This window comes from Mesorhizobium erdmanii USDA 3471 (assembly GCF_000472705.1).
GTDB lineage: Bacteria > Pseudomonadota > Alphaproteobacteria > Rhizobiales > Rhizobiaceae > Mesorhizobium > Mesorhizobium erdmanii.
In genome coordinates, this window is sequence record NZ_AXAE01000040.1 from 1 (window position 1) to 18556 (window position 18556).

Sequence of the window (18556 nt, forward strand, 5' to 3'; positions counted from 1 at the left end):
AGCCCGGCTTCGCCTTCCGAAAGATAGCGGGCGATCAGCTTATGGCCGCACGTCCGCCCGATCCCGAACTGTCGGCAAAGCGCGCTTACATTCGCGCCCTCCATCGACGCCAATCGGACAAATTCCAGTCTCTGGCTCACCACGCTTCTGTCCCCGAACGGCATCCCGAATCTCCTGCGCCAAACGCAAGAAACTGTTCGCGATGTCTCCGAACACCTGTTCGCGATGTCTCCGGTCCAAACAGGGTGCAGGAGGAGTGAGCGCTAGCCCGAGGTGATCTACGTCGGCAGCAACAAAAAACCCGCCACAAGGGCGGGTTTCCGATCTGCAGATTGTTGTTTGGCTTAGAGGCCGAACCCCTCAAAGCGCTTCTTGAACTTCGACAGGCGACCACCGCGGTCGAGCAGGGTCTGCTGGCCGCCGGTCCAGGCCGGGTGGGTGGTCGGGTCGATATCGAGGTTCATCGTATCGCCTTCCTTGCCCCAGGTCGAACGGGTCGTGTATTCGGTGCCGTCGGTCATGACGACCTTGATGGTGTGGTAGTCGGGGTGAATGGCGCTCTTCATGGCTCGGTTCCTGGCTTGCCGGCGCGGCTGACGGGCATAAGCCTGCGTCGATGCGCCTCTTTTTAAAACTCGAAGCCGCAGCTATTGAGGAGCCACGGCTTCTAAAACGGTCGGCGAGCCTATACATCAGGCGGAATTGAATCACAAGGCCGCGGCAAGCTCATATTGCGGCGCATGGGCTGAAGCGGCTAGAGGAACACCGAGATGGCGCAATCAAGCAGCGCAGACGAGCGCCGACGCTCGCTCAAGCCGCTCAGGCGCCTGTTTCCCTATATCACCAGATATCGCTCGCTGGTCGTCGGCGCGCTCATCTCGCTGGCCATCGCGGCGGCAACGACATTGGCGCTGCCGCTGGCCGTACGGCGCATGATCGACCATGGTTTTTCGTCGTCCAGCACAACCTTCATCGCCGAATATTTCGCGGCACTTGTGGCAATGGCCGCCGTGCTGGCGGCGGCATCGGCCGGCCGCTACTATTTCGTCATTACGCTGGGCGAGCGCGTCGTCGCCGATATCAGACGCGATGTCTTTGCCCATGTGACGACGCTGTCGCCTGCCTTTTTCGACACCGCGCAGTCGGGTGAGATCGTGTCGCGGCTCGCCGCCGATACCACGCAGGTCAAGTCGGCGGTCGGCGCCACCGCCTCGGTCGCGCTGCGCAACGTCATCCTCGGCCTCGGCGCTTTGGGAATGATGGTCGTCACCAGTCCGAAACTGTCCGGCCTGGTCATTGCAGCCATTCCCGTCATAGTGCTGCCGCTGGTCGCCTTCGGCCGCTCGGTGCGGCGCAAGTCGAGGCAAGCGCAGGATATGCTGGCCGATGCCACGGCCTATGCCAGCGAACAGATCGGCGCGGTGCGCACGCTGCAGGCCTTCACCAACGAAAAACTGGTCACCGGACGGTTTTCGGGCGCGGTGGAGGCTGCTTTCGAAGCGGCACGTGCCTCGATCTTCGCCCGCTCCTTCCTTACCTTCTTTGCCATCTTCACCATCTTCTCGTCCGTCGTGGCGGTGCTGTGGTTTGGCTCGCGCGACGTCCTCGACGGCGCGATATCGCCAGGCACGCTCGGCCAGTTCCTGCTCTATTCGGTGTTCGCCGCCGGCGCGCTCGGCGCATTGTCGGAAGTCTGGGGCGAACTTGCCCAGGCAGCGGGGGCGGCCGAACGGCTGACAGAGATCCTGGCGGAGAAACCGGCGATCCAGGCTCCGGCCGATCCAAAGCCGCTACCGGCGGTCGCCAAGGGCGCCATCGTCTTCGACGACGTCTCCTTCTCCTATCCAGCGCGGCCCGACCGTGCCGCCGTCCACGGCCTGAGTTTTCAGGTCATGCCCGGCGAGACGGTGGCCATTGTCGGTCCCTCCGGCGCGGGCAAGAGTACGGTCTTTTCGCTGATCCTGCGCTTCTACGATCCCGAGACCGGCAAGATCCTGATCGATGGCGTCGATGTGCGCCAGGCCGATCCGGTTTCGGTGCGCGGGCGCATCGCCATCGTGCCGCAGGACGTCACCATCTTCGCGGCAAGCGCGCGCGACAATATCGGCTTCGGCCGGCCGGGCGCCGGCAATGCCGAGATCGAGGCGGCGGCGAAGGATGCCTTAGCGGACGAATTCATCCTCAAGCTCGCGAATGGCTATGACAGCCAGGTCGGCGAACGTGGCGTGACGCTGTCCGGCGGCCAGCGCCAGCGCGTGGCGATCGCCCGCGCCATCCTGCGCGACGCGCCGATCCTGCTGCTCGACGAAGCGACCTCGGCGCTCGACGCCGAAAGCGAGACGCTGGTGCAGACGGCGCTGGAACGGCTGATGCAGGGCCGTACCACCATCGTCATCGCCCACCGGCTGGCAACGGTGCTGAAGGCCGACAGGATCTTGGTCATGGATGGCGGCCGCATCGTCGAGGAAGGCACGCATCAGAGCCTGGTCGCCAAGGGCGGCATTTATGCCAGGCTGGCCAAGCTGCAGTTCGAGACCGGCGCCAGCGCCTTCAGGGGCGCGGCGGAATAGGACAAAGGGCTTCTCGTCGGCGCAGATAGCCGTCTGGTTCGCAATACGGCTTCGTGCTGGCAACTTAGTTCGCCTCCGGCTCTGAATAGCCGAAATTGTAGCTCCAGGAGGCGTTGTCGCCCATCTTCCTGCGCGACCTCAGATACGAACCGATATCCTTGGCGGGAACGCGCTCGTTGATCGTCTTGAGAAACCAGTCGACCTGGAACTCGGTCGGCGTGCTCGACCAGCGCGCCTTGAAGGCGACATAGGGCGTGATGACATCGTCGGATTTCTCCGGACCGACAAATTCCGCCTTCAGGTTGCGGACGATGCACTGATGGCGCTTGAACATCGGGCTGCCGAGCCAGACCGGCCCAGCCCTGCCGACCATGTCCGGCTCCGGCAAATTGCTGATGCCGACATCCGCCTTCAGCGGAAAGTTCTTGATGAGATCATCCGCGTCGAGATCATCGGCCGGCAGCTCGTAGGATTCGACCGTGCTGACGACGTTGCCGTCGCGATCGTCATGCGTCGACAACGGCTCCAGGCTTGTCATCCCCGGATACTGCCGGTTGTAATATTGCAGATAGTCGTCGGCGAGCTTGGTGGCCGATTGCGAAACCAGCCTGTAGCGCATCGAGTCGGCATCGGCGTCCCGATAGGTCGTGCTGACCGTCAGCTTGAGCGCCTCACCCTTGAGCTTCGGAAAGTCGAACGCCTCGCTGACGAAGGTGGTCGGCTGAAAAAGCTCCTTGCGCTCAATCTTCTCCATCCGCGCTTTGCCTGCGACAATCGGCAAGGCAAAGCCATAGTCGGGCGGAACAAGGTTTTCGGCTCTGCCGCCTTGCAGATAGTTGGTCGCGTCGATCCAGTAGATCTGGCTTTTGATGGTTGCCTTGACGATGACGTGGTCGAAGGCGCGGATCGTCGGCAGCATGTCGCCAAGCGCCAGTCCGTCATCAAGATCCGTCAGAGCCGGATCGGCCTCGACGCCGAGCCGGCGCAAGCTGGAGGCAAGAAGCAGGGCCTTGTCCTTGCAGTCGCCGAAGCCGGAGGCGATCACCGTGCCTGGGCTGCGCGGAATATAGGAGCCGCGGCCCATCGACAGGCTGACATAGCGGATGGTGTCCTGGACCAGCCGCATTGCCTCGATCATCCGGTCCTCAGGGCTGGCATATCTGGCGGCGATGTCATCGAGCTTCGACTGGAACGCGGCCGGCAATTCCTGGTCGAGCCGATAGTAAGGCAACATCGCGTCGACGACGTCCTGCCATTTGGCTGTCGAGGAAATCTGGATCGTCGGATAGGTCAGGAAATCCGCCGGCAGGTTCTCCTCGGGCTTGACCGGGGCAGGGTTGATGCTTTGCCAAGTATAAGTCTTCGACGCGCCGTCGGTTTTGATATCCGGCTGGATGTCGGTGCGGACCTGGTGGATGTTCAAGGGCTGATTTGCCGGCCAGATCACCTTCTCGCGGATCAGCGCGACGGGTTCGCCCCATGCCATGGCGACCGAGTGGAAGAACAGATCGGCGCCGACGATCGGTGTCCTGACGGTGGTCCGGCCATAGTCGATGATGTCGCCGACACGGACATCGTCGACATTCACATAGGCCGTGAGCCAGCCGTCGAATAGGCCTTTCTCGGCATCCTTCTCGCGCCGGAACACATCGAAAGTCGCTCCGGCCAGCCGGTCGATGACCACGCCGTCGCGGATGATATTCAGCCAGTTCATCGTGATTTGCGACGTCGCCGGGTCGAATTCGAAATTGATGGCGGCGCCACGCTCCAGCCCGGTGCGGTCGACTATTCTGTAGGCATAACGGTCGAAGGCTTCGATGCCGCCGGGCCGCTGCCGGATCTGATATTCCGAGACAAGGTTGGAGATGCCGCTCTTGATCCGGCTGTCGAAACGCGGGTCCGCCTTCGGAAGCTCGATTCGGTCGATCCAGGCCCCTGGGCTGCCCTTGTGGATTTCGGCGTCGGCCAAGGCCGGGGTGCAGAAAACCGTAAAGGCAATCAAGACGAAAAGCCGTGAGATCGCAGAAGATGTCACCGGAAGCACCCGCCCTTGTGATCCGCACGTCTTTCAACATACCGTCGGATGCTACCAGTGATAGAAAAGTAAAGGCGATCCTGCAATATGCGGGAACTCGGTCGTCGCCAGGCGATGACGTCGTATAGCCTTCTTGTCGTGGCTGTCGCTTACCGAAATCGGGTTGGCACGATGGCCGATCTCATCCGCCGTAGCGCTGCTTCAGGTGATTGACGAAATGCACGGCGTTGAGCTTTTCGCCGGTGGCGCGTTCGAGCAGGTCCGGCGTCGACCAGCGCGACCCCTGCGACCATATCTTTCTGCGGCGCCAGTCGTTGATGGCAGCGAAATTCCCTTTTGCCAGATCGTCGTCGGCCGACGGATGCTCCCGCGTCAGCGCGGCCCATTGTTGCGCCGCCATCATCGCGCCCAGCGTGTAGGAGGGGAAGTAGCCGAAGGCTGCGCCCGGCCAGTGCACGTCCTGCATTGGTCCGTCGGCCGGGTTGTCGATGGTGGAAAGGCCGAGATAGTCGCGCATCTTGGCATCCCAGGCCTCGGGCAACTCGGCGACCTCCAGCCTGCCCGAGACCAGTTCCTGCTCCAGCTCGTAGCGCAGGATGACATGCAGCGGATAGGTCACCTCGTCGGCGTCGACGCGGATCAGGCCGCGCTCGACGCGATGCACATGCGGCAGGAGATCGTCGAGCGACCAGGCCTCGCCGAGATGCTTTTCCACCACCGGCAGCGCCCAGCGCCAGAAGGCGGGGTTGCGGCCGACCTGCTTTTCGACGAACAGGCTCTGGCTTTCATGCACGGCCATGCCGCGCGCCTTGCCAAGCGGCCAGTGCGACCATGCCTTCGGCAGGTTCTGTTCATACAGCGCATGGCCGGTCTCGTGCAGCACGCCCATCAGCGCCGACAGGAAATCCGATGTCTTGTAGCGGGTGGTGATGCGCACGTCGCTGGGCACGCCGCCGCAGAAGGGATGATGCGACACCGACAGCGAGCCGTGGGTCAGGTCGAAACCGACCGACGCCATCATGGCCAGGCCGAGTTCGCGCTGCTTGTCGATCGCATAGGTGCCCGAAAGCGGCTTCAGCGGATGCTTGCGCAGCCGCGCTTCCTGGATCGCCAGCGCCTCCGGCACGAATCCTTTGAGGAAGGCCTTCAGGTCGGCGAAGACGCGGGTGATGTCCGCGGTACGGTTGCCGGGGTCGAATTGCTCCATCAGCGCGTCATAGGGCGCGAGGCCCAGCACGGCGGAGCGCAGAGCCGCCTCCTCGCGCACCAGCGCCACCACGCCTTCGAGCGCCGGCTGGAAACCCGCCCAATCGTTCTTGGCGCGCAGATCGCGCCATAGTTGTTCGCAACGCATGCGCGCCGTCGTCTGGCGTTCGACGAATTCGACCGGCAGGCAGGTCAGGTTGGTGTACTGCCGGCGCAGTTCGGCCAGAGCCGCTCGTTGCTCGTCGTCGAGTGCCTCGCCTTCGGCGGCGGCGATCCAGTCGGCGATTTCCGGCGCGGTCGCCCTGGCGTGGTACATGCCGGCCAGTGCCGCCATCGCCTCGGCACGCTTTGCGCCACCGCCGACGGCCATATGCGTCGCTTCATCGGCACCGAGAATGGCCAGCGCATGCTCAAGCGCTTCGAGCTTGTGGCCGAGATCGTCGAGTTTCTGAAAGGACATGGCGGCTTCCGTGATTGAGGACGGCGCGAAAAGACACCAACGCAAAAGCGTTGGCAACCCTCAGTGCGGTTCGCCGTTTCACGGAAACGGCGGACTGCTCCAACTCTTCTTTTGACGCAACTCTCCAGGAAAGCACTACGCGCTTTTCCCGGGAAAGCCGCTTCACACTTTGCCTGGAATTGCGCTGGATGCCGTCCGGCAGATGCGCCTTGCGCAGGCAATGCAGCGCATGAAATGCTGCCGGCGACTCAACGGGGAGAGCAAAATGATCGGCAACATCCTGGTCGGGCTGGTGGCCTTGATCCATGTCTACATCGTCTATCTCGAGATGGTGCTTTGGGACACGCCGCGTGGGCACAAGGCATTCCGCTTGACGCCTGAATTCGCCAGGGCGTCGAAGGTGCTCGCCGCCAATCAGGGCCTCTACAACGGATTCCTCGCCGCCGGCCTGATCTGGGGACTTTACCTTGGCGGCGCCGGTTTTCAGGTCAAGGTCTTCTTCCTGTTGTGCGTGGCGGTGGCCGGCCTCTACGGCGCGGCGACGGTCGGCCGCAAAATCCTGTTCATCCAGACCGTGCCGGCGGCGGTCGCCCTGATCGCGGTCTGGCTCGGCTGGTAGGCCGTGCTGGTGAGGAAAAAGGACGCCCGCGGGATTGGGGTCCCGAAGGCGCCAGGTGTTCCCTTCCTCCTCCTTGAGCTTGCCAGAGGGGATGGCCTCAGCCGTTCGGATAGTTTCCGCCGTCGGACCCGTCACCCATCATGAAACTGCTGCCGGTATCGATCCTCAGCCGCTGGTCCACGCGGTCGAGGTGACGCATCAGGTCATGATACTGCGCGGCCGGTATCCTGCCGTGGTCCGACGCGGCAATCTTCTCGGCGGCCTGGCTGATCTGGTTGGTGCGCATTTCCAGACGTTGCGCCACGGCCGGGGTGATGTTGTTGGCCTGTCGTGCGTCGACGATGCCCTGGCGGACGCCTTGAGCCTGTTCGATGAGGGCCTCGACACGCGGGCCCGTCAGGTCGGTCGGATCGGTGGCGTCGAGAGCGCCCTTGTGATGGCCCGCGGCATAGGCGCCGGCAAGCGGGGCGACAATGACAATTGCGGCAAGCGTTGCAGTCTTGAGAGATGCTGATGTGCGCATGGGGCGCTTCCTCGTGCTAGGAAGGGAGCGGCCACGCCGCCTCGCCTTCCTACCGTGTTGGGTCGTCCAGTTCCGTCGCGTCGCGATGGGAGGCATCGCCGGCGGTTCTCGGCCCTGCGCGGCAAGCTAGGAGCGGTTCGGCGTGAAGTGTAATTAAAAAAAGATAATCTTTTCAGGCCTTGCCGACCCCGGCCTGCGCCCTAGAGTTGAGCCGACAAACAACTTCGCGTGAAATGACGTGATGATGGATCAACGTTCGGTGAGCTTCAGTTCAATACGCCGGTTCTTGTTGCGCGCCTCGTCGGTATCGGCGGGGTCGAGCGGCTGGAACTCGCCGAAGCCGGCAGCCACCAGCCGGTTGGCAGGCACGCCGTTCTCGATCAGGAACTTGACCACCGACGTCGAACGCGCCGTCGACAGTTCCCAATTGTCGCGGTAGCGGCCGGTGCCGGAGAGCGGCTTGTTGTCGGTATGGCCGTCGACGCGCAGTACCCAGTTGATCTCGGGAGGTATTTCCTTCTGCAACTCGATAATGGCATCGGCCAGCTTCTTCATCTCCACCTTGCCGGCGTCGTTGATCACCTCCGAACCGGTCGGGAACAGCACTTCCGACTGGAAGACGAAGCGGTCGCCGACGATGCGGATGTTCTCGCGGTCGGCGAGGATCTCACGCAGACGTCCGAAGAAGTCGGAGCGGTAGCGGTTCAATTCCTGTACGCGCTGCGCCAGGGCGACGTTCAGGCGGCGGCCGAGATCGGCGATCTTGGTGTTGGAATCGCGGTCGCGGGTCTCGGAGACGTTGAGCGCATCCTCGAGCGCGCCGATCTGCTTGCGGAGCGCGGCGATCTGCTGGTTGAGGATCTCGACCTGGCTCAGCGCCTGCTGGCTGATCTGGCGCTGGCTGTCGAGTTCGCCGCCCAGTTCAGCGGCGCGCTGGTTGGCGGCGGCGCCGGCGCCGGCGCCTTGCGCCAGCAATTGTTCGAGCCTGCTCTTCTCCGCCTCGGCCGCCGACAGCGACGCCTGCAGGTTGGCAAGCGAATCATCCTTGTCCTGCGCCGTCGAGCGCTCCAGCGCCAGCAACTGGGTCAGTTCATTGATCTGCGAGTTGAGGCGCGACAGCGCCGTATCCTTGCCCGAGATTTCGCGGCCGAGCAGGAACTGCGCCAGCACGAAGACGGTGAGCAGGAACATGATGGCGAGCAGCAGCGTCGACAAAGCGTCGACAAAGCCCGGCCAGTAGTCGATGCGGCGATCCGTACGCCGGCCCCTGGCAAGCGCCATGTCAGTGCACCCCAGGCTTCTTCAGGGCTTCGGCGATCTTTTCCAGCGTATTGCGCATCGCCTTCTGCTCGTCGGACTGGGCCTCGACCCAATCGCGCATGATCTGCTGTTCTGAGCGCATGTTCTTGACCAGGCCGGAAATGCCGTCGGCGAGATTGGCCATGGCGGTGGCGACGCGCGGATTGGAGCCGCCGCCATTCTCCTGCATGCTGCGCAGCCGCTCCGACAACAGACGGATTTCGTCGGATGGTTCGGTCTTGGCCGGATCTGAGACGACGATGTCGGAGGAGAGATCGGTCACCGATGAGAGCCAGTTTTCGAGCTCGGTGTAGAACCGCGTCTGGGCGCGTCCCGCCTGCAGGTCGAGGAAGCCGAGCACAAGCGAGCCCGAGAGGCCGAACAGCGAGGACGAGAAGGCCGTGCCCATGCCGGCCAGCGGTGCCGACAGGCCCTGCTTCAGCGAATCGAGCACCGCCGCGGCGTCACCCGTGCCGGGGTCGAGCGATTCGATGGTCTCGCGGATCGAGCCGATCGTGTTCAGCAGGCCCCAGAAGGTGCCGAGCAGGCCGAGGAACACCAAGAGGCCGACCAGATAGCGCGAGGTGTCGCGGCTTTCGTCGAGGCGCGTGGCGATGGAATCGAGCATGGTGCGCATCGAACTGGTCGAAAAGGCCGTCGCCGAGGAGCGGCCGATCATCGCCTTCATCGGCGCCAGCAGCACCGGTTCTGTCGTCTCCGAGCCGGCACGGAAGGAGTTGACCCAGCGCACCTCGCGGAACAGCCGCCCGACCTGAGCGAAGGCGAGCAGGATACCGACCGCGAGCACGCCGACGATCAGGCCGTTGAGCCCGGGATTGGTGACGAAAGCCGTCGAGATCTGGCGGGTCAGGATGGCGGCTATGAAGGCGACGATGGCCAGGAAGATGACCATGGTCAGCAGGAAGACCTGCGGACTCGACAGTTTGTGCGGATCGTAGATGAGGACGTCGGAGCGCCTGCCCATGCCGAAGGATCTGAGAAAAGCCATCCGTGCCCCGTTTCCGATGCTCTATCTGCCTTGACGCAATTCCGAACGGGAAACCGCTCACACTTTCCCTGGAATTACTCCAGCGCCGCCGATCACGTAGTTCGCGACTCTAAACGGAATTGTGACCAAATTGAATGGCGCTTGGCAATATTGCCGCAGGGCCGGTGTGCCGCACGTCCGCTCGGCGATCGAAACCGAAGTCAGAGCCGGTTAATGACCAGACAGTCGACCATGGCCGCCAGATGCAGGCCAGCGCCGGTGACGACGAAGCCGTGCCACAGCGCGTTATGGAAACGCAGTCCTTTCCAGGCGAAGAAAATGACACCACAGGAATAGACGACGCCACCGGCGACAATGAGCACGATCGATGTCGTCGGCAGGGTCTCGACGAGCGGCTTGACCAGGACGATGCCGCTCCAGCCGATGGCGAGATAGAAGACGATCGCCAGCCGGTCGAGGCGGCCGGGGAAAATCACCTTGATGGTGATGCCCGCCGCGGCCGCGATCCAGACCAGCACGATCATCCAGCGGGCCAGCGGCGAAGCGCCGAGTTGGGCCAGAAAAGGCGTGTAGGTGGCGGCGATCAGCAGATAGATCGCGGCGTGATCGAAGCGCCGCAGCACCCATTTCACCGGTGAGGAGACGGGCCACAGATTGTAGGTCAGCGAAACCGAGAGCACGGTGAGCAGCGAAACGACGTAGAAGGCGGCGGCGATGTATTCGCCCGGACCGACACGAAACGCCGCGAGCGCCAGCAGCGCCGAACCGGCCGCGATCGCCAGCACGATGCCGAGAGCATGGACGATGCCGTCGGCGATCATCTCCGCGCGGGAGTAGTGCCAGCGCCCGGTGAACGGAATGTCGAGTTGCGGGGGTGTGTTGGCCATCCGGAGTCCTGCGTCACCCCTGAATTGGGTAATCGCCGCACAGTATTTCAAGCTTAGGTGGCGGTTTTGCGACTGCGGCCGTTCAGCTCGGGGGGGCGTCTGTCTCTGCAGAATTCCAGGAAAACCGCTTCGCGCCTTTCCTGGAATCGGTTCAGCGTGGCGCCAGCGGCTTCTTCACCGTCTTCAGCAGCGCGCGCTGGATGATTTCGTTGCCGGCGACGACCGAGCCGTTGTCCAGCATGTCCTGCCCGCCATCCATGTCGGAGACGAAGCCGCCGGCTTCGCGGATCAGCAGGAGGCCGGCGGCGATGTCCCAGGCGGAGAGGCCGATTTCCCAAAAACCGTCCATGCGGCCGGCGGCGACATAGGCGAGATCGAGCGAGGCCGAGCCAAGGCGCCTGACGCCGGACACCTCGGCCATGACATGGCGCAACTCGATGAGGAAATTGCCGTGCTGGCCACGTCCCAGATGCGGTACGCCGCAGCCGATGACGGCGTCGACGAGCTTGGTGCGGCCGGCGACGCGCAGACGGCGATCATTCATGAAGGCGCCGCCGCCGCGTTCGACGGTGTAGAGTTCGTCCATGGCCGGATTGTAGATGACGCCGGCAACGATCTGGCCCTGGCGCTCCAGCGCGATCGAGACGGCGAAAAGCGGAATTCCGTGCAGGAAATTGGTGGTGCCGTCGAGCGGGTCGACGATCCAGCGGTGCTGGCTGTCGTCGCCGGCGACCGTGCCGCGCTCTTCCATCAGGAAGCCGTAGCCAGGGCGCGCCTTCGACAATTCGGCGAAGACGATGTCCTCGGCCTTGCGGTCGGCCTGGCTGACATAGTCGCCCGGACCCTTCATCGAGACTTGCAGGTTCTGGACCTCGCCGAAGTCGCGCGACAGCGAGCGGCCGGCCTTCATAGCGGCCTGGACCATGACGTTGAGAAGGGCTGAGCGTGCCATATCGTTGAAACTCCAAAAGCCTGGGGCGGATCAACTCAAATTGGATCGCGACCCCGCCTCATCTGCTTGTCTTTGCACGCATGATCCTGTCCGAAAAGTCCGCAACTTTTTGCTGCGCTGACCTTCGGTTCGGGAACATGCTCTAGTCGGCGCGGCGTACGTAAGTGATTTCGTTGGTGTCGACGATGATGCGTTCGCCGGCGCCGATGAAGGGCGGAACCAGGACGCGGATGCCGTTCTCAAGCACCGCCGGCTTGTAGGAGGATGCCGCCGTCTGACCCTTCACCACCGGGTCGGCCTCGGTGATGGTCAGCGTGACGTAGTCGGGCAGCGAGATGCCGATCGGCCGCTCTTCATAGAGCTGGACCGTTACCATCATGCCGTCCTGCAGGAAGGCGGCGCGGTCGCCGACGAAATCCTTGTTCAGTTCGAGCTGCTCGTAGCTTTGGGTGTCCATGAACACCAGCGCGTCGTCCTGCTCGTAGAGGAAGGAAAAATCCTTCAGGTCGAGGCGGATCTGTTCGACGGTCTCGGCCGAGCGGAAGCGCTCGTTGAGCTTGGTGCCGTTGATGAGGTTCTTCAATTCGACCTGATTGTAGGCGCCGCCCTTGCCGGGCTTGACGGTGTTGGTCCTGACCGCCACCCAGAGGCCGCCATCGTGCTCGATGACATAGCCGGGACGGATTTCGTTGCCATTGATCTTGGCCATGATGATGGGATCCGGAATGAGATTTTCGCCTGGACAAGCGATTTAGGGGCTCCAAGACCACAAATTGCCCGGAGAGGCAAGGGACGCCGGATCGGCTTCAGCCGGCTAGCCGGCATCAGGCCTCGATCCTGACGGCCTCGCCGACGGCCTTTGCAATGGCCTCCGCGACCTTTGCCAGCCGGTTGAGGTGCGGAGAGCGCAGTGCCGCCACCTGGAATGAGAGATCGACATCCGCGGCATCGACAAGAGCGATGCCATCAGGAAGCAAAGCGGTGTCGCGTCATTATCTTGAGCACGGCTCGTCGTTCGGCAAGGTCGTTCTTGACTACATGCGGTAGTCCAGCAATCGCCATCAGGGCAGGCGGTTCGCCTTCTGCAGGGCCTGCTTGGTCTGGTCGTCGCTCAGCCCTTGCAGGAAATCGTCCATGTCGGGGTCGATGAGACCGGCGCGGCGGGCAACGATGTACCAGGCGCCGGCGAGCACCAGGTCCGGATCGGTGCCGATGCCTTGCATATAGAGCTTTGCCAGGCGGTTCTGGGCGGCGATGTTGCCGCCTTCGGCTGCTTGCCTCGTCCAACCGAACGCAGATTTTAGGTCACGGGCGCCGCCGCGGCCCTCGATCATCCAGGCGGCGAGATCGATCTGCGCGGTGTCGTAGTTCTGCCGTGCGGCCTGCGCCAGAAAGCGCCTTGCCTGCGCATCGTCGCGCGGCTTGCCGGCGACGCCGTTGGCGTAGATCTGGGACATGGCGTACTGGGCGTCGGGAAGGCCGGTCGCGGCGGCGCGCTCGTAGTACGAGACCGCCTTGGTCAGACCGGTGTCGCCGGGATCTTGCTGGACCAGCATCTGCGCAAAATTGAACTGCGCCAGCTGGTTGCCTGCTTCGGCGGCGGCCTGCATCAGCGCATAGGCCTCTTTCGTGTCTTTCTTGACGTAACGGCCATCGAGCAGCATCAGCGCGTACTGGAACTGCGCCTCCGGTACGCCCTGTTCGGCGGCAAGCGCATACCATTTCGCCGCTTCAGCCGCGTTCAACGGCACGCCCAGCCCGCGCGACAGGATCTCGGCGACCAAAGTCTGCGCCGCCGAATCGCCATTCTGGGCGCGGGGCAGCGCCAGATTGTAGGCCGTCTTGTAGAGACCGCGCTGGAAGGCGCCATAGGCGGCGTCCGCCGGCTTGGCGCCGAAGCGGTCGGGATTGATGCTGTCGGCCGAGGGCAGCGGTGCGGGTTCCGCCGTGGTGGCGGGCTGCGGCAGCTGCTTGTCGATCGGCTTGTCGGTGTGCACGCCGGTTTCAGGTTTGGGCTGTGGCAAGGGCATGGTTTCGGCGGCGGCGGCCTGAATCATGGCCGCTGCAAGCAAGGCCTGGAGGGGAAGCCTCACCGGAGCCACATCAGTCCTCGAAGCGCGGCGCGGTCTCGTCGAGCAGCGCGTTGGCCTGGGTAATCGCCGCCCGCGGATCGACGCCATCGGCGAAGACCGCGCTCGACAGCGCGACGAACTCCGCGCCGGTGGCGGCGACGTCCTCGATGGAAGCCAGATCGGACCCGGCCATGACGATGCAGGGGATCTGGATCATATCGGCCCACCATCGCCCCAGCGACAGGTTGCGCGGGTGCGGCTCCGGCTTGTTGTCGTAGCCGAAGCGGCCGAAGAAGATGTAGTCGGGCCGCGTCTCGCCAAGCTCGAGCGCATCGTCACGTGTCTTGGCGCCGCCGGCGCCGACCATCATTTTCGCCTGGAAATGCTCGATCGTCTCGGCGAGTTCGGCCTTGGAGACCTCGACATGGATGCCATCGGCCTGGACGCGGCCCGCGATGCGGGTGTCGCCGGCAATGACCACGGCGACGCCCGCGGCCTGCGCCGCCGGCACGATCTGTTCGGCAAACGCCTGGAAGGAGGCCTCGTCCATGCCGTTCTCGGGCAGGATCAGCGAGGCGACGTCGCCGCCGTCGAATGCGGTGGCGATGCGGGCGGCCGGCACGCCGGACGGCGCGATCAGCACGATGCGGCAGCGATTTGGGGGTGTGGCGTCGTTCATGGCTCTTCGATCCCGGGTTTCGCCTATGCCGGGCGAAGATGGTTGGATTGCGGCATAGAACAAACTGCCGGGATTGAACAGGCGTCAGCTGTCAGGCGCCATCAGGTGGGACGGAGGCCGTTGCGGGCTTTCATGACGCTGTCGAGCTTTCGAGAGCGCTATGCCGGCACTTCCGACTTCCACAGCGACCAGCCGAGATTCATGCCGGCCGCCGCCGTCAGGATCAGTGCGGCGCCGACGACCTGGCTGAGATGGAGCCGATGGCCGAAGGCAACGACGTCGACCAGGATGGCAACGACCGGATAGATGAAGGACAGCGACCCCTGCAGATGCGTCGGCAGCTTCTGGATGGCGCCGTACATCAATATGTACATCAGGCCGGTGTGGACGATGCCGAGCGTTGCCAGCATGGCCCAGCTCCAGGTGTCGGCCGGAAGATGCGAGAGACTGGCGAAGGGCGCCAGCATGACGACGCCAACGCAAACCTGGATGAGCGCGATCAAATGTGGTGGCGTGCCCTTGAGCTTCTTGGTGACGAGGGCCGCGACGGCCCAGAAGAAGGCGGCGGCCAGCGCCATCAGGATACCGGCAAAATAGTTGGTGCCGACGTTGCCGGCGTCAGGGGCGGCCTCGACGATCAGCACCATGCCGGCGAAGGCTATCATCAGCCATGTCAGCTTGGTCAGGGTCAGCCGCTCGGCGAAGAAGACCGCGCCGAAGCCGACCAGCATGAACGGCTGCGTGTTGTAGACGGCGGTGGCGATCGAGATCGATGCGCGCGAGAAGGCGCTGAAGAGCAGGACCCAGTTGCTGACGATGGCGGCACCGCCAAGCGCGGCGAGACCGATGACGCGCAAAGACAGCGTGTCGCGCAGCAAGCCGAGCGAAGCGCAGATGACGAGCAGCGTGACCGCGCCGAACGCGCAGCGCCAGAACACCACATCCATGATCGGCTGGCCGGACATGACGACCAACCATCCGATGGTGCCCAGGATCGCCATTGCGGCCGACATTTCGACCGTGCCGCGTACCGTATCGCTCATGATAGACCTCTCAACCCGTTGAGGCGGCATAGTCTCATGCGACATGGGCGCTTTCCATCTCGCGAGAACGGCGATATAGAGGTATTACCTAATTATATTAGGCATCTTCCGTGAATCTATGAGAAATCTGAAAATGCTTGACGACCTCGACCGAAATCTCCTCGAAATCCTGGTGAGGGATGCACGGACCTCGCTTAAGGAGCTGGCCGCCCAGGTCGGACTGTCGTCGCCAAGCGTTTCGGAGCGGCTGCGGCGGCTCGAGGAGCGTGGCGTCATCCGATCGTTCACGGTCGAGATCGATCCGCTGGCACTCGGCTATACGCTGCAGGCGATCGTGCGCATCAAGCCCTTGCCGGGCAAGCTGCACATCGTGCAGAAGCTGATCGAGGAGATCGCCGAGTTTGGCGAGTGCGACAAGGTGACGGGCGACGACTGTTTCATCGCCCGCCTGTTCGTTCGCTCGATCGGCGACCTCGACGGCATTCTCGACCGCATCGCCGACAAGGCCGAGACCAGCACCGCCATCATCAAGGCGCAGCCGATCCGGCGGCGGCCGCCACCGCTCGCGGCACCATCTTCATCATCGTCTTGACTGCGCATGGCGGCGGTGGAAATGCGTGACCGTTCCACCAAATGTCAGTCCGCCGGATGATGGCTGAGAGACGAGGAAGACATGGCACAGAATATCTACGACCAGCCGGAATTCTTCGCGGGCTACAGCCAGCTTGGCCGGTCGGTCGAAGGCCTGGAAGGCGCTGCCGAATGGCCGGCATTGCGCGCGATGCTGCCTGATGTCGGCGGTTCGCGCATCGTCGATCTCGGCTGCGGCTTCGGCTGGTTCTGCCGCTGGGCGCATGAACACGGGGCAAGGCACGTCCTCGGGCTGGACCTGTCGGAGAAGATGCTGGCCCGGGCGAAGGCCGCCGGCCAGGACACCGGCATCGTCTATGAGCGGGCCGATCTCGACCGGCTCAGCTTGCCGCAAGGCGGGTTCGACCTCGCCTACAGCTCGCTTGCCCTGCATTACGTCGAGGACGTCGAGCGGCTGTACAGGACGGTGCATCAGGCGCTGTCGCCCGGCGGGCATTTCGTCTTCTCGACCGAACATCCGATCTACATGGCGCCGACCAGGCCCGGCTGGGTGATCGATGCCGAAGGCCGCAGGACATGGCCTGTCGACCGCTATCTGGTGGAAGGCCCGCGCAAGACCGACTGGCTGGCCAAGGGTGTGGTGAAATATCACCGCACCATCGGCACCACGCTCAACACACTGATCCGATCCGGCTTCGCGATCGAACATGTCGAGGAATTCCGTCCAACGGACGCCCAGATCGCGGCCCGACCGGATCTGGCGGAAGAACTCGAGCGGCCGATGTTCCTGCTGGTGTCGGCCCGGCGATAGGAACGGGCCGAACATTGCCGGAGGGTGGGCAACCAGTCCGGATTTTCAGTCGCCCGAGGCGCAATTCTGGGCTATTCAGGCGTTGACGCGCTTTCCCTCCGGACCAATCCCTCCCCATGTCAGGCCCGCTTCTCGATCCGTGGTTCTACGCGGCCGCCATTCCGGCGGTCATTCTGGTCGGCCTGTCCAAGGGCGGGTTTGGCGGCGCTGTCGGTTTCGTCGGCGTGCCGCTGATGGCCCTGACCATGCCGCCGGTGCAGGCGGCGGCCATCCTGCTGCCGATCCTGTGCCTGATGGACATCGTCTCGGTGTGGACGTGGTGGGGCGTGTATGACCGCAAGATGCTGGTCGACATGATGCCGGGCGCGGTCATCGGCATCGGCCTCGGCTGGCTGACGGCGGCACTGGTCACCGAGGAGGCGGTGCGGCTGATCGTCGGCGCCGTCGCCATCATCTTCGTGCTGCGCTGGCTCTATCTTCAGTTCCGCCACGGCTCCGACCATGCCGCCGAACCCAATCGGGTGGCTGCCGCAACATGGGGCACGGTCGCCGGGTTCACCAGCTTCGTCGCGCATGTCGGCGGCCCGCCCTTCCAGGTCTATGCCTTGCCGATCCGCCTTGACCCCAAGGTGCTGTCGGGTACGGCCGCGATCTTCTTCGCCGCGACCAATGCCTTGAAGCTCATCCCCTATTTCGCGCTCGGCCAGTTCGACACTGCCAATCTGACGGCGTCGGCCGTGCTGATGCCGCTGGCGCCGCTGTCGACCATCGCCGGCGCCTGGCTGGTGCGGCGCATGCGGCCTGAGATCTTCTATCCCTTCACCTACGCGACCGTGGCGGTCGTGGCGCTGAAGCTTTTGTGGGATGGTATTGCCGGCCTGCTATAACAGGCCGGCAACTTTGCTCTGCCGCCAAAGCGTCAGGCGGCGCTTTCCACCAGCCGGCGGCTGCCGCCGAAGGCCAGCGTGGCGCCAACCACAAGGACGAGCAACATGCCGGCGAGGATGCCGAAATCATGCGTGGTCGGCTTGAGCACCATGTCGGCGACGATTACCAGCATCACCGCATAGTCGAAGCGCGCCGCGCTCATCATGCGCTGGCCAATGGCAAGCACGGAAGGTGTCACGCCCTCCTTGGCGATCATCGCGCCCATGCGCTCGCCAGTCGGCTTGAAGATGAACATGCCGATCGAGAATGTCGTGGCGTAGCCGACCAGGCCGATGATGATCCACAGGTCGGAGAAGCCGACCCAGAAGCCGCACATGATGAGGCCGAAGAGCAAGGTGAGCATCGACATCGGCGCGAAGAAATACCCGCCCAGCTGTCCGCTGGCACGCATCGCCTGCAGCTTGTCCTCGATATTGCCGGCGCGTTCGGCAAGCACGCCGAGCAGGAACAGCACGAAGCCGCCGCCGACCCACAAAGTGGCCGAGACGATGTGGAGAAATTTGACGATTGAGTACCAGTCCATTGGTTGCTCCCGAGGTGTTCGAGTAGGTTTGCGGTGGAGCGGGCCTGCGCCAGCCGCGATAGGAGCGGGCCTTTAGCGTGATGCGTGTTTCGGAACGATGTCGCGAAAAAACGGCTCTGTTTCGGCTGGTTTTTTGCCGTGCAAAACCTGCAACCAACGCAGATGCCCAGCTTCGTTCTCTGCTAATGTACAATGTGTCGGGAGGGTCGGCGTGACATCGTGCGGAAACACCGCCGATGCTGATGCGCCGAGGCCGGGAGCCCGGTGGCGACTGAAATCGCCTGACGATCAACCCATTCCCGAAAACGGGAAAAGGCAATTTCGAGGGG

At 63.6% G+C, this 18556-nt stretch carries 20 protein-coding genes; 5 read left to right on the plus strand and 15 right to left on the minus strand.

Going from position 1 to position 18556, the window contains the following annotated elements:
* On the minus strand, window positions 1-164 hold a 164-nt coding region (locus tag A3AU_RS1000000139135; RefSeq protein WP_154674664.1), incomplete at its 3' end, for a helix-turn-helix domain-containing protein.
* A gap of 180 nt (window positions 165-344) precedes the next feature.
* Window positions 345-566, minus strand: a complete 222-nt coding sequence (rpmE, locus tag A3AU_RS0126225; protein ID WP_010912060.1) for a 50S ribosomal protein L31 — start codon at window positions 564-566, stop codon at window positions 345-347.
* Window positions 567-770: 204 nt separating this feature from the next.
* Between rpmE and A3AU_RS0126230 the strand changes: the two genes are divergently transcribed.
* Window positions 771-2570 (plus strand): ABC transporter transmembrane domain-containing protein, encoded by a 1800-nt coding sequence (locus A3AU_RS0126230; RefSeq protein ID WP_027055527.1) that lies wholly within the window; start codon window positions 771-773, stop codon window positions 2568-2570.
* 64 nt (window positions 2571-2634) lie between these two features.
* Here A3AU_RS0126230 and A3AU_RS01000000136150 read toward each other — a convergent pair whose 3' ends face one another.
* Window positions 2635-4605, minus strand: coding sequence for a DUF3857 domain-containing protein (locus tag A3AU_RS01000000136150; RefSeq protein ID WP_161633537.1), 1971 nt, complete (start codon window positions 4603-4605; stop codon window positions 2635-2637).
* A gap of 181 nt (window positions 4606-4786) precedes the next feature.
* Window positions 4787-6271: a carboxypeptidase M32 gene (locus A3AU_RS0126240; protein ID WP_027055528.1), complete on the minus strand. Its 1485-nt coding sequence runs from the start codon at window positions 6269-6271 to the stop codon at window positions 4787-4789.
* Between the two features lie 265 nt (window positions 6272-6536).
* Between A3AU_RS0126240 and A3AU_RS0126245 the strand changes: the two genes are divergently transcribed.
* The gene (locus tag A3AU_RS0126245) at window positions 6537-6890 is read left to right on the plus strand and encodes a DUF1304 domain-containing protein (RefSeq protein WP_027055529.1); all 354 of its coding nucleotides are present in this window, start codon (window positions 6537-6539) and stop codon (window positions 6888-6890) included.
* A gap of 97 nt (window positions 6891-6987) precedes the next feature.
* Here A3AU_RS0126245 and A3AU_RS0126250 read toward each other — a convergent pair whose 3' ends face one another.
* The 10 genes from A3AU_RS0126250 to A3AU_RS0126295 all read right to left on the minus strand — a co-directional run bounded on the left by A3AU_RS0126250 (window position 6988) and on the right by A3AU_RS0126295 (window position 15354).
* Entirely contained in the window at window positions 6988-7413 is a 426-nt protein-coding gene (locus A3AU_RS0126250; RefSeq protein WP_027055530.1) for a hypothetical protein, read from the minus strand.
* 249 nt (window positions 7414-7662) lie between these two features.
* Window positions 7663-8694, minus strand: coding sequence for a peptidoglycan -binding protein (locus A3AU_RS0126255; protein ID WP_027055531.1), 1032 nt, complete (start codon window positions 8692-8694; stop codon window positions 7663-7665).
* 1 nt (window position 8695) lies between these two features.
* Window positions 8696-9721, minus strand: a complete 1026-nt coding sequence (locus A3AU_RS0126260; RefSeq protein WP_027055532.1) for a MotA/TolQ/ExbB proton channel family protein — start codon at window positions 9719-9721, stop codon at window positions 8696-8698.
* Between the two features lie 200 nt (window positions 9722-9921).
* The gene (gene trhA / locus A3AU_RS0126265; RefSeq protein ID WP_027055533.1) at window positions 9922-10608 is read right to left on the minus strand and encodes a PAQR family membrane homeostasis protein TrhA; all 687 of its coding nucleotides are present in this window, start codon (window positions 10606-10608) and stop codon (window positions 9922-9924) included.
* A 151-nt stretch (window positions 10609-10759) separates the two neighbouring features.
* The gene (locus A3AU_RS0126270) at window positions 10760-11560 is read right to left on the minus strand and encodes an inositol monophosphatase family protein (protein WP_027055534.1); all 801 of its coding nucleotides are present in this window, start codon (window positions 11558-11560) and stop codon (window positions 10760-10762) included.
* Window positions 11561-11702: 142 nt separating this feature from the next.
* A complete protein-coding gene (gene efp, locus A3AU_RS0126275) occupies window positions 11703-12269 on the minus strand; it encodes an elongation factor P (RefSeq protein ID WP_019861758.1) in 567 nt (188 codons plus the stop codon).
* A 115-nt stretch (window positions 12270-12384) separates the two neighbouring features.
* Window positions 12385-12537 (minus strand): hypothetical protein, encoded by a 153-nt coding sequence (locus A3AU_RS1000000139140; RefSeq protein WP_154674665.1) that lies wholly within the window; start codon window positions 12535-12537, stop codon window positions 12385-12387.
* Window positions 12538-12621: 84 nt separating this feature from the next.
* Entirely contained in the window at window positions 12622-13617 is a 996-nt protein-coding gene (locus A3AU_RS0126285; protein WP_418001080.1) for a tetratricopeptide repeat protein, read from the minus strand.
* 46 nt (window positions 13618-13663) lie between these two features.
* Window positions 13664-14311: a thiamine phosphate synthase gene (locus A3AU_RS0126290; protein WP_027055536.1), complete on the minus strand. Its 648-nt coding sequence runs from the start codon at window positions 14309-14311 to the stop codon at window positions 13664-13666.
* A gap of 158 nt (window positions 14312-14469) precedes the next feature.
* Window positions 14470-15354: a DMT family transporter gene (locus A3AU_RS0126295; protein ID WP_027055537.1), complete on the minus strand. Its 885-nt coding sequence runs from the start codon at window positions 15352-15354 to the stop codon at window positions 14470-14472.
* A gap of 133 nt (window positions 15355-15487) precedes the next feature.
* Here A3AU_RS0126295 and A3AU_RS0126300 point away from each other — a divergent pair, with 133 nt between their 5' ends.
* From A3AU_RS0126300 to A3AU_RS0126310, 3 genes are all read left to right on the plus strand, one after another.
* Entirely contained in the window at window positions 15488-15946 is a 459-nt protein-coding gene (locus A3AU_RS0126300; RefSeq protein ID WP_027055538.1) for an Lrp/AsnC family transcriptional regulator, read from the plus strand.
* Window positions 15947-16027: 81 nt separating this feature from the next.
* Window positions 16028-16756: a class I SAM-dependent methyltransferase gene (locus A3AU_RS0126305; protein ID WP_027055539.1), complete on the plus strand. Its 729-nt coding sequence runs from the start codon at window positions 16028-16030 to the stop codon at window positions 16754-16756.
* Between the two features lie 116 nt (window positions 16757-16872).
* Window positions 16873-17643, plus strand: a complete 771-nt coding sequence (locus tag A3AU_RS0126310; protein ID WP_027055540.1) for a sulfite exporter TauE/SafE family protein — start codon at window positions 16873-16875, stop codon at window positions 17641-17643.
* A 32-nt stretch (window positions 17644-17675) separates the two neighbouring features.
* On the opposite strand, the gene A3AU_RS0126315 is transcribed toward A3AU_RS0126310, so the two are convergent.
* Entirely contained in the window at window positions 17676-18227 is a 552-nt protein-coding gene (locus A3AU_RS0126315) for a DUF2269 family protein (RefSeq protein ID WP_027055541.1), read from the minus strand.
* Window positions 18228-18556 lie beyond the last annotated feature (329 nt).

What these genes read in the sequence shown, in the direction of transcription:
- A3AU_RS0126270 (WP_027055534.1), bottom strand. Translation starts at nt 11,560, where the DNA reads ATGGCACGCTCAGCCCTTCTCAACGTCATGGTCCAGGCCGCTATGAAG.
- A3AU_RS0126230 (WP_027055527.1), top strand. Translation starts at nt 771, where the DNA reads ATGGCGCAATCAAGCAGCGCAGACGAGCGCCGACGCTCGCTCAAGCCG.
- A3AU_RS0126295 (WP_027055537.1), bottom strand. Translation starts at nt 15,354, where the DNA reads ATGAGCGATACGGTACGCGGCACGGTCGAAATGTCGGCCGCAATGGCG.
- A3AU_RS0126250 (WP_027055530.1), bottom strand. Translation starts at nt 7,413, where the DNA reads ATGCGCACATCAGCATCTCTCAAGACTGCAACGCTTGCCGCAATTGTC.
- A3AU_RS0126240 (WP_027055528.1), bottom strand. Translation starts at nt 6,271, where the DNA reads ATGTCCTTTCAGAAACTCGACGATCTCGGCCACAAGCTCGAAGCGCTT.
- A3AU_RS0126260 (WP_027055532.1), bottom strand. Translation starts at nt 9,721, where the DNA reads ATGGCTTTTCTCAGATCCTTCGGCATGGGCAGGCGCTCCGACGTCCTC.
- A3AU_RS0126315 (WP_027055541.1), bottom strand. Translation starts at nt 18,227, where the DNA reads ATGGACTGGTACTCAATCGTCAAATTTCTCCACATCGTCTCGGCCACT.
- A3AU_RS0126245 (WP_027055529.1), top strand. Translation starts at nt 6,537, where the DNA reads ATGATCGGCAACATCCTGGTCGGGCTGGTGGCCTTGATCCATGTCTAC.
- A3AU_RS0126290 (WP_027055536.1), bottom strand. Translation starts at nt 14,311, where the DNA reads ATGAACGACGCCACACCCCCAAATCGCTGCCGCATCGTGCTGATCGCG.
- A3AU_RS0126255 (WP_027055531.1), bottom strand. Translation starts at nt 8,694, where the DNA reads ATGGCGCTTGCCAGGGGCCGGCGTACGGATCGCCGCATCGACTACTGG.
- rpmE (WP_010912060.1), bottom strand. Translation starts at nt 566, where the DNA reads ATGAAGAGCGCCATTCACCCCGACTACCACACCATCAAGGTCGTCATG.
- A3AU_RS0126285 (WP_418001080.1), bottom strand. Translation starts at nt 13,617, where the DNA reads ATGATTCAGGCCGCCGCCGCCGAAACCATGCCCTTGCCACAGCCCAAA.
- A3AU_RS0126305 (WP_027055539.1), top strand. Translation starts at nt 16,028, where the DNA reads ATGGCACAGAATATCTACGACCAGCCGGAATTCTTCGCGGGCTACAGC.
- trhA (WP_027055533.1), bottom strand. Translation starts at nt 10,608, where the DNA reads ATGGCCAACACACCCCCGCAACTCGACATTCCGTTCACCGGGCGCTGG.
- A3AU_RS0126300 (WP_027055538.1), top strand. Translation starts at nt 15,488, where the DNA reads ATGCTTGACGACCTCGACCGAAATCTCCTCGAAATCCTGGTGAGGGAT.
- A3AU_RS0126310 (WP_027055540.1), top strand. Translation starts at nt 16,873, where the DNA reads ATGTCAGGCCCGCTTCTCGATCCGTGGTTCTACGCGGCCGCCATTCCG.
- efp (WP_019861758.1), bottom strand. Translation starts at nt 12,269, where the DNA reads ATGGCCAAGATCAATGGCAACGAAATCCGTCCCGGCTATGTCATCGAG.